Source organism: Photorhabdus hindustanensis (assembly GCF_002968995.1).
GTDB lineage: Bacteria > Pseudomonadota > Gammaproteobacteria > Enterobacterales > Enterobacteriaceae > Photorhabdus > Photorhabdus akhurstii.
This window is the reverse complement of record NZ_PUWT01000056.1, coordinates 40,919-55,809: the sequence shown is the minus strand read 5'-3', so window position 1 is coordinate 55,809 and position 14,891 is coordinate 40,919. Positions and strand designations below refer to the sequence as shown.

The 14,891-nt window shown below is 45.1% G+C and carries 9 protein-coding genes; 8 read left to right on the top strand and 1 reads right to left on the bottom strand.

What is annotated here, in order from left to right; translation table 11 throughout:
* Positions 1 to 4,971 (bottom strand): non-ribosomal peptide synthetase (locus C6H66_RS19360; RefSeq protein WP_248000737.1); only part of this gene is annotated, 4,971 nt, incomplete at its 3' end.
* An 826-nt stretch (positions 4,972 to 5,797) separates the two neighbouring features.
* On the opposite strand from C6H66_RS19360, the gene hutU reads away from it, so the two are divergent.
* The 8 genes from hutU (at position 5,798) to C6H66_RS19320 (ending at position 14,603) form a co-directional block, all read left to right on the top strand.
* Positions 5,798 to 7,477 (top strand): urocanate hydratase, encoded by a 1,680-nt coding sequence (gene hutU / locus C6H66_RS19355; RefSeq protein WP_105396437.1) that lies wholly within the window; start codon positions 5,798 to 5,800, stop codon positions 7,475 to 7,477.
* Positions 7,478 to 7,485: 8 nt separating this feature from the next.
* Positions 7,486 to 9,030, top strand: coding sequence for a histidine ammonia-lyase (gene hutH, locus C6H66_RS19350; protein ID WP_105396436.1), 1,545 nt, complete (start codon positions 7,486 to 7,488; stop codon positions 9,028 to 9,030).
* An 87-nt stretch (positions 9,031 to 9,117) separates the two neighbouring features.
* Positions 9,118 to 10,512 (top strand): amino acid permease, encoded by a 1,395-nt coding sequence (locus C6H66_RS19345; RefSeq protein ID WP_046396545.1) that lies wholly within the window; start codon positions 9,118 to 9,120, stop codon positions 10,510 to 10,512.
* Between the two features lie 230 nt (positions 10,513 to 10,742).
* Complete coding sequence (gene prmB, locus C6H66_RS19340; protein WP_046396546.1) at positions 10,743 to 11,675, top strand: 50S ribosomal protein L3 N(5)-glutamine methyltransferase; 933 nt, start codon at positions 10,743 to 10,745, stop codon at positions 11,673 to 11,675.
* A gap of 74 nt (positions 11,676 to 11,749) precedes the next feature.
* Entirely contained in the window at positions 11,750 to 12,835 is a 1,086-nt protein-coding gene (gene aroC / locus C6H66_RS19335; RefSeq protein ID WP_105396435.1) for a chorismate synthase, read from the top strand.
* A gap of 90 nt (positions 12,836 to 12,925) precedes the next feature.
* Positions 12,926 to 13,729, top strand: a complete 804-nt coding sequence (locus C6H66_RS19330) for a sulfite exporter TauE/SafE family protein (RefSeq protein WP_036814025.1) — start codon at positions 12,926 to 12,928, stop codon at positions 13,727 to 13,729.
* Between the two features lie 22 nt (positions 13,730 to 13,751).
* Positions 13,752 to 14,303 carry an elongation factor P hydroxylase gene (locus C6H66_RS19325; protein WP_105396434.1) on the top strand — a complete coding sequence of 184 codons (552 nt, stop codon included), beginning with the start codon at positions 13,752 to 13,754 and terminating at the stop codon, positions 14,301 to 14,303.
* Positions 14,304 to 14,324: 21 nt separating this feature from the next.
* Positions 14,325 to 14,603: a YfcL family protein gene (locus C6H66_RS19320; RefSeq protein ID WP_046396548.1), complete on the top strand. Its 279-nt coding sequence runs from the start codon at positions 14,325 to 14,327 to the stop codon at positions 14,601 to 14,603.
* The last annotated feature ends 288 nt before the right edge of the window (positions 14,604 to 14,891 follow it).

Here is a 14,891-nt window from a genome sequence, read left to right as displayed (position 1 = left end):
TGTCGGGTCATCCGCCGCTACCAGTACCGGTTGTTCTGCGTATGGTTGCGTGTCTGTCGCCAGCGTTGCCAGATACTTTTGCTGAGTGACGACACAGGGTGATTGGGTATCGCTTAAAATAAACTGAACCCGTTCTAATGGATATTCTGGCGAAATGGGTACATAAGCGCCCCCGGCTTTCAGTACCGCCAAAATACTGATGATCATTTCCAGACTGCGGTCAAGGTAGAGGGCGATGGGGGTATCCGCTTGCATGGGGACATGATGGTGTGGCTGACAGCGTTCACGGATCACATACGCCAGCCGGTTTGCCTGTTCGTTAAGCTGGCGGTAGGTCAGGGATTCGCCTTCAAACACCAGCGCCACGTTATCCGGTGTCCTTTCCACCTGGGCTTCAAACAGTTGTTGCAGGGTTTTATCCTGCGGGTAAGGCGCATCGGTCTGATTCCAGCGGTGCAGCAGGGTATGGCGCTCCTGAGCAGACAGGATATCCAGCCCGGCCAGCGATTGTGTCTGGTCTGCCACGAAGGCTGCCAGCACCCGCTGATAAATCTCCGCCAGTCTCACGATAGTGGCCTCGGCAAACAGGTTGACGGCGTAATTCAGGCACCCGGTAATATTGGTTTGTCCGTCGGATAAAAACAGGCTCAGGTCAAACTTGGCGGGGCTGTATAACGGCTCATCCGGTGTCACCGGCCTGAATGGCAGACGGCTGTCTGGTGGGTTTTCTTTAAAGCTTTGCAGCCCAAACATCACCTGAAAAATCGGATGGCGGGCGGTGTCACGTTCAATATCCAGCGCCTCAACCAGTTGTTCAAACGGCATGTCCTGATGGGCTTTGGCCTCAGTCACTCGCTGATGGGTCTGTTGAATCAGTGCTTTCACACTGGCGGTTTGTTGAAGTTGTATCCTTAAGGCCAGTGAATTGACAAACATCCCAATCAGGGGCTGAGTTTGAGCATGGTGGCGGTTATCCGTCGGCGTCCCCAGAACGATATCATTTTGCCCGGATAATTTTGCCAGCGTGAGATAAAAGGCACTGAGCAGCACAGTATACGGGGTGGTTTCTTGCGCTTTTGCCAGCGTCCTTAACTGTTCAGACAGTCGGGTGTTCAGCCCAAACTTGAAATCCCGTCCCTGATAATTCACCCGTGTGGGTCTGGGATAATCGGTGGGCAAGGCCAGTGATTCGTAGCCGGATAGGACCCGTTGCCAGTAAGCGAGCTGGTGTTCACGGACATCGCCCTGTAGATAGTCTCGTTGCCAGACGGCGTAATCGCCGTAGGTAATCTCCAGCGGGGGAAGCTGGCTGTCACGGCCTTCCCGCAAGGAGTGGTAAATTTCCGCCAGTTCAGTCATAAAGATATCGACCGACCAGCCGTCAATGGCGATATGGTGCCATAGCATTAATAAGTAGTGTCGGCCAGACACCGAATAATGGCGCAGGCGCAGGCTAGGTTCTGCGGTCAAATCAAACGGGGTGGCTATTTCAGCACGCACTGTGCTCAACAGCGTGCCAGCATTTTCACAGGGCTGGGACTGGATAACCCAATTTCTGTCCAGTCTCTGCGGGTAAACCTGTCCGTCATCATCGCTGCGGTACACCATCTTCATTACAGCATGGCGTTCAGCCAGCCGGTTAATGGCGGTTTCCAGCAGAGGCAGACAGGCATCATTATCCAGTTGAACCAGATAGGGGATATGGTAGGTATCGGAGCCTTGTTCAAATTGCTCAATAAATAGCATCCGTTCCTGAGCAAACGATAAGGGATAACGCTCTCGTGCCAGATGAGGGATAACCGTATAAATCTGCTGTTCCATCTGGGTTGTCAGGCCCGCGATGGTTTTCAGCGCAAACAACTGCGCCAGTGAGACCTCGGTTGCCAGTATGCGGCGGATGGCGGTGGTCAGCCGAATTGCCGTCAGGGAGTTGCCCCCGATACGGAAGAAATTGTCCTCGATGCCCACCCGCTCCAGTCCCAATACGTCCTGCCAAATGGCACACAGTTGGGTTTCCAGCGCATTGCGGGGCGCCACGTATCCCTCTTTATTTTCCCAAACAGGTTCCGGCAATGCTTGCCGATCCACTTTGCCGTTCAGAGTCAGAGGAATGGATTCAATACGGGTAAAGCTGGCCGGTAGCATATAGTCCGGCAGGCGGGAAGATAAGTGCCTTATAAGCTCATTGTCTGAGAGTTTCCCCGTCGTCACCAGATACGCCACCAGTGCTTTATTACCCTCATATTCGCGATCGATCACCACCGCCTGTTTTATCTGTGGGTGCAAAGCGAGTGCAGTCTCAATTTCGCCCAGTTCAATGCGGTAGCCGCGGATTGTGACTTGAAAATCATTGCGCCCGAGATATTCCAGATTGCCATCCGGCTGCCAGCGGACTAAATCGCCGGTTTTATACAGGCGGGTGTAACCGTGTTCCTTATCTTTATTGGTAGCAAATGGGTTCTCTACAAAGCGTTCGGCCGTCAGTTCCGGTCGGTTTAAATATCCCCGAGCCAGTCCAGCACCGCCGATGTATAACTCTCCGGGGGCGCCAATGGGGACAAGATTCCCGGAATGATTTAAGACATAGGCATACATGTCATTTAATGGCCGTCCAATGCAAGATACTGCTGTGGCGTCGCCTTGGGTTAATTTCTTGTAGGTAACATGTACGGTTGTTTCGGTTATCCCATACATATTGATGAGAGCAGGAGATTGATCGCCGTAATGGTTCCACCAGGGTTTCAATTGAACCGGATTCAGTTTATCTCCACCAAAAATCACGTAGCGAAGGTGGGGAAATTCAGCGCCAATATTCAATGACGCATCAATAAAGGCATAAAATGCCCCGGGTGTCTGGTTTAATACAGTAACTTTCTGATCTGAACAGAGATGACTGAATCTGCCGAAGTCCTTTGTACATTTTACTGTCGGAATAATCAAACGCCCGCCATAGAGCAATGCGCCCCATAATTCCCAGACACTGAAATCAAATGTGTAAGCATGGTACAGCACCCAAGTATCATTTTGATCAAATTGATAATCCCCCTGAGTGGTTGCGAATAAACGTGCAACATTATGGTGTGTCTGCAACACGCCTTTCGGTTGTCCGGTCGTGCCTGAAGTATAGATAACGTACGCCAGATCTGTGGCTTCGCTGACGGGTACCGGATTCTCTGTCGAGAGGTTTTCTGTCACTGTTCGATCATCCGCAGCTATCAATGCAGGCTGTTTAGTCTGTGTCTGAGTATATTTCCCTAGCGTTGTCAGATATCGCTGTTGAGTCACCACACAGGGGGATGCTGTATCTTCTAAAATAAACCGGACCCGCTCCGGTGGATATTCCGGGGAGATTGGTACATAGGCTCCCCCTGCTTTCAGCACCGCCAGAATACTGATGACCATTTCCAGACTACGATCCAGATACAAAGCCACTAACGTATCGGCTGGCATGGGTTTATTGCATTGCTGTTGATACTGTTCGCGGATCACTGTGGCCAGCTGGTTAGCCCGTTCGTTTAGCTGGCGATAAGTCAGTGTTTTCCCTTCAAACACCAATGCCATGTTGTCTGGTCTGGCTGCTACCTGAGACTCAAATTTCTGCTGGAGAGTGCGGTCTTGCGGATAGGATATATCGGGCTGTTTCCAGGTATGCAGTAATGTATGGCGCTCTTGCTCTAATAAAATAGGTAATTCACTGACTAATGATGCAGGGTTGTTGAGTAAGGTAATAAACAGATTTTGTAATCGTTCAAGTATTCTGTTGACATCCTGCTCACTAAAGTATTTCCGCAGATAATTTATCGTTATTTTTAGTTCCTGAGCATACCCATAATCTTTCAATCTAAAGACAATAGGATAAATATTAAATACTCCGTCTATGTGATGGTGCTGATTTTCGGTGACTTCGAGGTCTGACTCAGAAAAACGTTCATAGAAAATAGATATATTGGGTAAAGAAAGCTTTTGTTTATGAGCAATTCGGGCAAGGTGGGATTGAGGAAATTTACAGTGATAATAACTATTTTTTAGTGCGGATTCTGTTAATTTAATTTGTTCAATCACACTCGCCGTATGAGAAATATGACAATGCACCGGATACATATTTGCATGCATTCCAACAACATATTTTTCTGATTTTCCCTCTCTTCCATGTGTGATCGTGTTAAAAAACAGCTCTTGTTGCCCTGTAAGTTCGGTCATAATAATGCTGACCAGACTCGAAAAGATGAAAAGCAGATTGGTTTTGTATTCTCTACAAAAATTACGCAAATCTTCTTTAATTGGAAGAGGTAATATTAACGTACAATTATCACTACCTGTATTTTGATAGCAAGGGGTTAATTGATGTACTTCTTTTTGTTTCAGAAAATTAAACCAATAACTCTTATCTTTTTCATATTGAGTGCTATTTAAATATTTTCTCGACTTGATTATTGTAGTTAAATATTGTGGAATTTCTGACAACCATGCGGTAGATGTTCCATTTTCAAGGCATTTGTATAATTTATGGACATATTCATGAAGTCGATATAACCCGACACCATCAATCATAATATGATGGAATTTAGTGAAAAAGTAATGTTTTTCATTATCTAAGCGAATTAATGTAACCTGATATGGCGTTTCCTTTAAATAATCGATAGGAATACCTACTTGTCGCTTCATCCAAAGATATGCTTTCTTTTCAGGATCAAGTTGCATCGAAACATCGTAGTATTTGATTAATTCTGGCGTACTCTGATTTTGAATATATTGAATAGCTTCGTTATTCGAATTAATTGATATACGTAAACGTAACATATCAATGTGTTGATATAGTAAATTACACACTTTTTGCAAAATAACGATATCAACATGTTTTTCTATCAATGTATACCAGCCGAGGCTGTGTATTGGACTATTCTCATAAAGCACTTGTTCGTAAAACACATCTTCCTGAGAAGGATGAAGACTATATAAGTTCGAATCCAACGAACCCTCAGATGTTCTCATAATCAGTTATACGAATGTATTCCGCTTGTAAGTTATTTGTAGTTTATGGTGCGAATGAGTAGATTCCACTACTTTCCTGACTTTAAATTATTATGTTGAGCATTAATTTAATAGGCATTGGCATAATCTATCATAGCGTCATTACAGATAATCTCGCAATCTTTCAACACTCTTCCTCATGAAAAAATAGTTAATATAGTATTTATTGGCTAATGATTCACTTTCTATTAATTTCCTATACACTTAAGCACACATATTTGTCACCAACCTTATGTTTATTAAATTTACTTTCGGAATTATTATTATCTTTGTTTATCATATTATAATCATGATTTTTTGCGGCGTAATAATGATTGTCATTGAAATTGGTGCCTATATTGTATAACAAGCTTTTTAATCAGAGCAAGGCCGCGAATATTTTTTAATTATGAATAAAGAATAAATCAGTTGATTCGGAGAAATAGCCGTGATCTTATACTCTCTTTTTGGGAGCAGATACTATGTACTTTGAGAGGGAATGAACCTCGTTATGGGTTACGATTGTCGTACCAGGAAAAATCTTTTCGTCCCTAAATTATATGTTTGTAATATTAATGTAAATAATTTGTGATTAAAAACACAAAAATAAGAAAAACATTATTCCTTGATAATTAGAAAGAAATAATATTAACAAATTGATTTATAAGAAAATAAAAATAATAACTCTGTGAATATGTTATTTTAGTTAACGATTTGGCCTATTGAATATACATGTATATACAACTATACATTTAACAAATATCTAAAGACCAGAAGGAGCCAGATCGTGACCGCCCAGAATAGTAAATTTCGTAATGTCGATATCCGGGCCCCCAGAGGAACACAATTAACAGCCAAAAGTTGGCTAACCGAAGCTCCTCTGCGCATGTTAATGAATAATCTTGATCCGGAAGTTGCTGAAAACCCTGATGAACTGGTGGTGTATGGCGGTATTGGCCGGGCTGCTAGAGATTGGGAATGTTATGACAAGATTATTGAAACACTGAAAAAGTTGGAAGACGATGAAACGTTGTTAATCCAATCGGGTAAGCCGGTTGGGGTATTTAAAACCCACCGTAATGCCCCACGGGTACTCATTGCAAATTCGAATTTGGTGCCGCATTGGGCGACTTGGGAACACTTTAATGAGCTGGATGCTAAAGGGCTGGCTATGTATGGCCAAATGACAGCGGGTAGCTGGATTTACATTGGCAGCCAGGGAATTGTTCAAGGCACTTATGAAACGTTTGTGGAAGCTGGCCGCCAACATTATAACGGTAGTTTACAGGGCCGTTGGGTGTTAACTGCTGGTTTGGGCGGTATGGGGGGAGCGCAACCGCTGGCTGCGACATTAGCTGGAGCGTGTTCACTAAATATTGAATGTCAGCAAAGCAGGATTGATTTCCGTCTGCGTACGGGTTATGTCGATGAACAAGCGAAAGATCTGGATGACGCCTTGGCTCGGATCGAAAAATACACTCAGGAAGGCAAAGCCATCTCTATCGCTCTGTGTGGCAATGCCGCTGAAATCTTGCCGGAATTAGTTCGTCGTGGTGTGCGCCCGGATTTGGTCACTGACCAGACAAGCTCACATGATCCTCTCAACGGCTATTTGCCAAAAGAGTGGAGTTGGGAAGAATATCGCCAACGTGCTATTTCGGCACCGGCAGAGGTCATCAAAGCAGCAAAAGCTTCAATGGTGGAACATGTTGAGGCAATGTTGACTTTCCATAAGCAGGGCATTCCTGTTTTTGATTACGGCAACAATATTCGCCAAATGGCATATGAAGTTGGCGTAGAAAACGCTTTCGATTTCCCTGGTTTTGTTCCTGCTTATATTCGCCCGTTATTTTGCCGTGGTATCGGGCCTTTCCGTTGGGTAGCGCTTTCTGGTGATCCACAGGATATCTATAAAACCGACGCCAAAGTTAAAGAATTACTCCCCGATGATCAACATTTGCATCATTGGTTAGATATGGCGAGGGAACGCATCAGCTTTCAGGGATTACCTGCCCGTATCTGCTGGGTTGGTTTAGGGCAACGCGCCAAATTGGGGCTGGCTTTTAACGAAATGGTACGCAGTGGCGAACTCACTGCGCCGATTGTTATTGGTCGTGACCATCTGGATTCCGGTTCTGTAGCCAGCCCGAACCGCGAAACCGAATCGATGTGTGATGGCTCTGACGCTGTTTCGGACTGGCCGTTGTTAAACGCCTTACTTAACACCGCCAGCGGCGCTACTTGGGTTTCTTTGCATCATGGCGGTGGTGTCGGCATGGGTTTCTCACAACATGCCGGTATGGTGATTGTTTGTGATGGAACCGATGAAGCCGCAGAACGTATAGCACGGGTGCTGCATAACGATCCCGCCACTGGGGTTATGCGTCATGCTGATGCAGGTTATGAAATCGCCATTCATTGTGCCAAAGAGCAAGGATTAGACTTGCCGATGCTTAATACAAAATAAGGAACATTATGAAGCAACTAACTATTTATCCAGGTAAATTGACCCTTGATGAACTGCGTCAGGTTTATCTACAACCGGTGAAAGTCACGCTGGATAGTCAGATTTTTCCTGCTATTGAACACAGCGTGGAGTGTGTTAATGCGATTCTTGCTGAAAATCGCACTGCCTACGGAATTAATACTGGGTTCGGGCTATTAGCCAGTACACGGATTGAAAAAGATGATTTAGAAAAACTACAGCGTTCGCTGGTTGTCTCTCATGCTGCCGGGGTCGGCGAAGCGTTGGACGATAGTATGACCCGGTTGATCATGGTATTGAAAATTAACAGCCTCTCCCGTGGTTACTCCGGTATTCGTCTTGCCGTTATTCAGGCATTAATCGCGTTAGTCAATGCGGAAATTTATCCTCATATTCCTTGCAAAGGATCGGTAGGGGCTTCTGGTGATTTGGCGCCGTTGGCACATATGAGCCTGTTATTACTTGGGGAAGGGCAAGCGCGTTATCAGGGTGAATGGCTGCCAGCCAAAGAAGCGCTGGCAAAGGCCAATTTACAACCCATTACATTAGCGGCTAAAGAAGGTTTAGCATTACTCAATGGAACCCAAGTCTCTACCGCTTTTGCGTTACGTGGATTATTTGAAGCAGAAGATCTACTGGCGGCAGCGATAGTTTGTGGTTCTTTATCCGTAGAGGCGGCATTGGGTTCCCGCAAACCATTTGATGCCCGTGTACATGAAGTGCGGGGGCAACAGGGGCAGATCGATGTTGCCGCATTGTATCGTTATGTATTGGAAGAGAGCAGCGAACTATCAGATTCTCATATCAATTGTCCCAAGGTACAGGACCCTTATTCATTACGTTGTCAGCCGCAAGTTATGGGAGCCTGCTTGACTCAATTGCGTCATGCTGCTGATGTTATTCTGACCGAAGCTAATGCCGTATCTGATAACCCATTGGTGTTTGCTGAGCAGGGAGAAGTGATTTCCGGTGGTAACTTCCATGCTGAACCTGTTGCAATGGCGTCTGATAATTTGGCGCTGGTATTAGCAGAAATAGGTGCATTGTCAGAACGACGTATTGCGTTGTTGATGGATTCGCATATGTCACAGCTTCCGCCTTTCCTGGTTGAAAATGGTGGTGTGAATTCAGGTTTTATGATTGCACAGGTGACGGCAGCGGCGCTTGCCAGTGAAAATAAAGCGTTGGCACACCCGGCGAGTGTTGACAGTTTACCGACTTCGGCCAATCAGGAAGATCATGTATCAATGGCACCGGCTGCGGGGCGTCGTTTATGGCAGATGGCAGAAAATACCCGAGGTATTCTGGCAGTTGAATGGTTATCTGCCTGCCAGGGCATCGATTTCCGTAATGGTCTGAAAAGCAGCCCGATTTTGGAAGAAGCGCGTGATATTTTGCGAGCGAAAGTAGATTATTACGATCAGGACCGTTTTTTTGCGCCTGATATTGATGCTGCTGTGAAATTATTAGCCGAGCAACATCTCTTCTCATTACTTCCTTCTGGACAGATATTACAGAGTAAAAATAGTCGTTAAACAAACCAATGGCCGGCACCTGACCGGCCTGATTATCACATTTATCTTTCTCATAAAACCCAATAATAAAAGATAAGAGGGTAAATCATGCAAGCCTCATTACAACTAGAGCGAGGACTCAACGCACGCCATATCCGGTTTATGGCGTTGGGTTCTGCGATTGGTACAGGCCTTTTTTATGGTTCTGCTGAAGCAATCAACATGGCTGGTCCGGCAGTATTATTAGCTTATTTAGTGGGCGGCGCTGCTGTTTTTATGGTGATGCGTGCTTTAGGGGAGATGGCGGTCCACAGGCCGGATGCCGGCTCTTTTGCCAGTTACGCTCATCAATATTTAGGCCCGTTACCCGGATTTATTACCGGCTGGACTTATACTTTCGAAATGATCATCGTTTGCCTGGCGGATGTGACTGCTTTTGGCATTTATATGGGGCTATGGTACCCGGAAGTACCGCGTTGGATATGGGTACTTAGCATTATTTTCATTATTGGCGCACTCAATCTTTGCAAAGTTAAAGTGTTTGGCGAAATGGAATTCTGGTTATCGATTCTGAAAGTTGCTGCGATCAGCGCCATGATTATTGCCGGAACAGGTATCATTCTGTTTGGTTTTAGCGGCCATTTTCAGGCAACGGGAGTTCATAATCTGTGGCAACACGGTGGGTTTATGCCTAATGGGTTGGGTGGCATTATTGAGTCTCTGGCTGTTGTCATGTTCGCTTTCGGTGGTATTGAAATCATCGGTATTACATCCAGTGAAGCTAAAAATCCGGCGAAAATGATCCCGCAAGCGATTAACTCTATCCCGTTTCGTATTCTTCTGTTTTATATATTCACTATTTTTGTATTAATGGCGATTTACCCTTGGAATAGCATCGGCCAAGAAGGTAGTCCATTTGTCGCAATATTTCAGGGCTTAGGTATTAGTTCGGCGGCGAATATTCTGAATATTATCGTCATTACGGCGGCAATTTCGGCCATTAACAGCGATATCTTTGGCGCTGGTCGTATGATGTACGGTATGGCTGAGAAAGGATTAGCCCATAAAAAATTTATGCATTTAAGCCGTAACGGGGTGCCTTGGGTGACAATCATGGTTATGACTCTGGCATTATTGTGTGCTGTGGTTCTCAATTATTTGCTTCCTAAACAGGTATTCGTCATTGTTGCTTCGATTGCGACTTTCGCCACCGTGTGGGTCTGGTTAATGATTTTGCTATCTCAATTTGCTATGCGCAGAAAAATGTCACCAGGAGAAGTACAAAAATTACAATTCCCGGTACCGATGTGGCCTGTTGCGCCGATTCTGACCATCGTGTTTATGATATTTATCATTGTTGTTCTCAGTTACTTTCCGGCGACACGCATTGCGTTCTATGTAGGAGGAGTATGGATCGTGCTGTTGACATCCGCCTATTATTTATGGATACGAAAAAATGTCATTATTGTGAACCCTCAATCAGCCAAAGAAACCCAGTGTTAAATATGCAAAACCAAACCGTCTTGTTGTTGAATAAGACGGTTTGTGCCGAAAATTAATTAAAAATCTGCAATAAAACATCCGGGCTGCTTTTTTAATTGTTATTTCTTAATTCATTGCTCGCTGGACATTAGCACTGAAAATTCTATGCCATTAACCTGATATAAAGCTGATTTGTTTCAATGATCGTGGCAAACTAGCAGGCTAATGAATTTGCAGGGCTGGAGGCGCTTTTGGACAAGATTTTTATCGATGAGGCAGTAGCTGAGTTATATACCATTCAGGATATGTTGCGCTGGTCTGTTAGCCGGTTTAATGCGGCGAATATTTATTACGGGCACGGTACAGACAATCCCTGGGATGAGGCACTGCAACTGGTTCTTCCATCACTGTTTTTGCCTCTGGATATCCCACAAGAGATGCTAACCACGCGACTGACATCAACTGAGCGTCATCGTATTGTCGAACGGGTACTGCGCCGTATTAATGATCGTATTCCGGTTGCTTATTTGACTAACAGAGCCTGGTTTTGTGGTCATGAATTTTATGTTGATGAACGGGTTTTGATTCCACGTTCACCGATTGGTGAATTAATTAATAATGAATTTGCAGGATTGATCCCTGACCAACCCGCCAATATCCTCGATCTCTGCACGGGTAGTGGTTGTATTGCTATTGCCTGTGCATATGCTTTCCCGGAAGCAGAAATAGATGCCGTGGATATTTCCGCAGATGTGTTGGCCGTGACTGAACATAATATTCAGAATCACGGCCTTGACCACCGAGTTATTCCGATTCGTTCTGATCTGTTCCGCGATATGCCGCCGGTTAAATACGATCTTATTGTCACAAATCCGCCTTATGTCGATGCCGAGGATATGAGCGACTTGCCGGAAGAGTTTCGCCGTGAGCCTGAGTTAGGTTTGGCAGCGGGTTCAGATGGTTTGAAACTGGCTCGCCGTATTCTGGCAACTGCTCCAGATTTTCTCACCGAACGAGGTGTGTTGATTTGTGAGGTTGGCAACAGTATGGTGCATTTGATTGAACAATATTCTGATGTGCCATTTACCTGGTTGGAATTTGAATATGGTGGCGATGGCGTATTTATGTTGACTCGTCAACAGTTAGTTGAGCATCACGAACATTTTCGCTTATTCAAAGATTGAATAGGTTGTAGCTGCGGTAATAATGCAAAACGGGCAGAATCAAATAAAAGAACGATTAACAGGAAGGAGTTGGGATGGCGGGAAATAGTATCGGGCAATTTTTCCGGGTCACCACTTTTGGCGAATCTCACGGTTTGGCGTTGGGATGTATTGTCGATGGTGTGCCGCCGGGCATTGCAATCACAGAAGCCGATTTGCAAGTTGATTTAGACAGGCGTCGTCCGGGAACGTCCCGTTATACAACGCAGCGCCGTGAGCCGGATCAGGTTCGCATTCTTTCGGGTGTATTTGAAGGGGTAACAACCGGTACCAGTATCGGTTTACTCATTGAAAATACTGACCAGCGTTCTCAGGATTACAGCGCTATTAAAGATGTGTTTCGTCCAGGCCATGCCGATTACACTTATGAACAGAAATACGGTATCCGCGATTATCGTGGCGGGGGCCGCTCTTCTGCACGTGAAACGGCAATGCGTGTTGCCGCAGGTGCAATAGCGAAAAAATATTTGTTGGATAGATATGGTATTCGTGTCCGTGCCTGTTTGACTCAAATGGGTAATATCCATTGCCAATTGAAAGATTGGGAACAGGTGGAACAAAACCCCTTTTTCAGTCCTGATGAGACTAAACTTGAACAACTTGATGCCTTGATGCGCGAACTGAAAAAAGCGGGTGATTCTATTGGCGCGAAAGTGACGGTTGTCGCGGAAAATGTTCCGGCTGGTTTGGGAGAACCGGTTTTCGACCGTCTTGATGCTGATATTGCTCATGCGCTGATGAGTATTAATGCAGTAAAAGGCGTCGAAATTGGCGATGGTTTCGGTGTTATCAATTTACGTGGCAGCGAAAACAGAGATGAAATAACTGCTCTGGGATTCACCAGTAATCATGCGGGAGGAATTCTGGGTGGTATTAGCAGCAGCCAGCCAATTATTGCTCATATTGCGTTGAAACCGACATCCAGCATTATGGTGCCGGGTAAAACGATTAATCGTCAGGGTGAAGAGGTGGAAATGGTCACTCGTGGCCGCCATGATCCCTGTGTTGGTATCCGCGCCGTGCCGATTGCGGAAGCAATGGTGGCTATTGTGTTGATGGATCACCTATTACGCCAGAGGGCACAGTGTGCTGATATCGAATCCAGCCTTCCTCGCTGGTGAATTTGAGAATGAAGCTAGCCCTTGAAAATCCCAGAGACTGAAATGGGTAGCTTGAATATTGATAAGCGATTGCTGTTGATGGGATGAAATATGGATTGGTTATTGTCGTCAGGTGCGGAAGTTTACATTCTGCTCTTTCTGGTTGCAATGATGGCTGGATTTATTGACTCGATTTCTGGCGGTGGCGGTTTACTAACCATCCCGGCGCTGTTATCCGTTGGTGTCTCTCCGGTACAGGCATTGGCGACAAACAAGTTGCAGGCAGTGGGAGGTTCCTTTTCTGCCAGCTTCTATTTTGTCCGTTATGGTGCGGTTGATCTCAAATCTCAACGCTTTGCCATATTGATGACATTACTTGGCTCAATGGCCGGTGCGATTATTGTCCAGTTTATAAAGCCAGATTTTCTCTGTCAGCTATTACCGGTTTTGGTCATTATCATTGGTCTTTATTTCCTTTTGACGCCAGCCATTGGCATAGAAGAGCGCCATCGTCGCTTGACGCCTGTGGCATTCGCCTTGCTTGTCGGGAGTGGACTGGGTTTATATGACGGCATATTTGGCCCCGGTGTTGGCTCATTTTATGCGTTAGCTTATGTCGTGTTGTGTGGCTATAACCTGGCGAAATCCACCGCTCATGCTAAAGTACTGAACTTTGCTTCTAACGTAGGTTCACTGGCGCTTTTTATCCTTGGCGGTCAAGTTTTGTGGGTATTGGGCCTTGTGATGTTGGCAGGGCAGGTGATTGGCGCACGGTTGGGTGCAAGTTTAGTTTTGACTCATGGACAGAAACTGATTCGCCCAATGATTGTCATCATCTCCTTTTTGATGAGTATTAAATTACTGAATGATAATCACGGCGATACAATCCGTAGCTGGCTGGCATTTTATTTCTGATTCAGGGTTTTGTTTTTAATTCATGATAATGCATAACTATCAACAACTTATTGATATTTTTAATCGCTGTTTTGGTGATGAATACAACACACGTTTGGTCAAAGGTGATAATGAACCTATTTACCTGCCGGCAGATGAAGAGATCTCCTATAACCGGATTGTATTTGCTCATGGTTTTTATGCCAGTGCATTACATGAAATTGCGCATTGGTGCATTGCGGGTAAAGAGCGCCGGAAATTGGTGGATTTTGGTTACTGGTATTGCCCGGATGGTCGTGACGCGCAAACGCAAAGTGAATTTGAAAAAGTAGAAATTAAACCACAGGCACTTGATTGGTTGTTTTGTACTGCGGCAGGTTTTCCGTTTAATGTCAGTTGTGACAACCTTGAAGGGGATTTTGAGCCTGATAGATTAGCTTTTCAGCGTGAAGTTCATGCTCAGATCATGGATTATTTAGCGCAGGGAATACCTACGCGAGCGGAGTGCTTTATTCAGGGGCTGCAATCGTTCTACAATACGCCTCCGTTAAAAGCGGAACATTTTCCTTACCCGGAAGATATATTCGCAGAATGAAACTGAATTTGAGGAAAAATGATGCTCGCTGAGTTTGAAACGCGTATTTTAGCGCAAATTGATGACATGGTAGATCACGCCAGTGATGATGAATTGTTTGCTGGTGGTTATCTCCGCGGGCATCTCACCTTAGCGGTAGCAGAATTGGAGCAGGAAGGCGCGCATACGGCTGAACAGCTTCATGACCGTGTTGAAGAAAGTATCCAAAATGCGATTAAAGCGGGAGAATTGGCGCCGCCGGATCAGATTCTGGTTCTTAATACCTGGCAGCGCCTGCTGGATAATGCTAAAACTCAATAATTTTATTCAGAGGCAGAAAACGAACTGTGCTACCAAAATTCATATGAATATCTGATAGTTGGTGGTGCGGTTCTTTATGGCTTTTCAGTTTTCACTATACTTTTCGAGGGAAGCCCCTTCCTTTTAGATCATAGGTATTTACACAATTTTTGTCAAAAATGGTTAATTGATATTCAGTATGCCGTCATTTAATTGCAAGTATAGCCTGTGTACTGATTCTGACGCTTACAGAGAGAAAAGAGGAACTGACTTGGCTAGCCGCCAGTGTATTGGGGCAGTTCGGCATGT

Coding starts and splice junctions, on each gene's coding strand:
- C6H66_RS19330 (WP_036814025.1), top strand. CDS start 12,926: ATGGATTGGTTATTGTCGTCAGGTGCGGAAGTTTACATTCTGCTCTTT.
- C6H66_RS19320 (WP_046396548.1), top strand. CDS start 14,325: ATGCTCGCTGAGTTTGAAACGCGTATTTTAGCGCAAATTGATGACATG.
- hutH (WP_105396436.1), top strand. CDS start 7,486: ATGAAGCAACTAACTATTTATCCAGGTAAATTGACCCTTGATGAACTG.
- aroC (WP_105396435.1), top strand. CDS start 11,750: ATGGCGGGAAATAGTATCGGGCAATTTTTCCGGGTCACCACTTTTGGC.
- C6H66_RS19345 (WP_046396545.1), top strand. CDS start 9,118: ATGCAAGCCTCATTACAACTAGAGCGAGGACTCAACGCACGCCATATC.
- C6H66_RS19325 (WP_105396434.1), top strand. CDS start 13,752: ATGATAATGCATAACTATCAACAACTTATTGATATTTTTAATCGCTGT.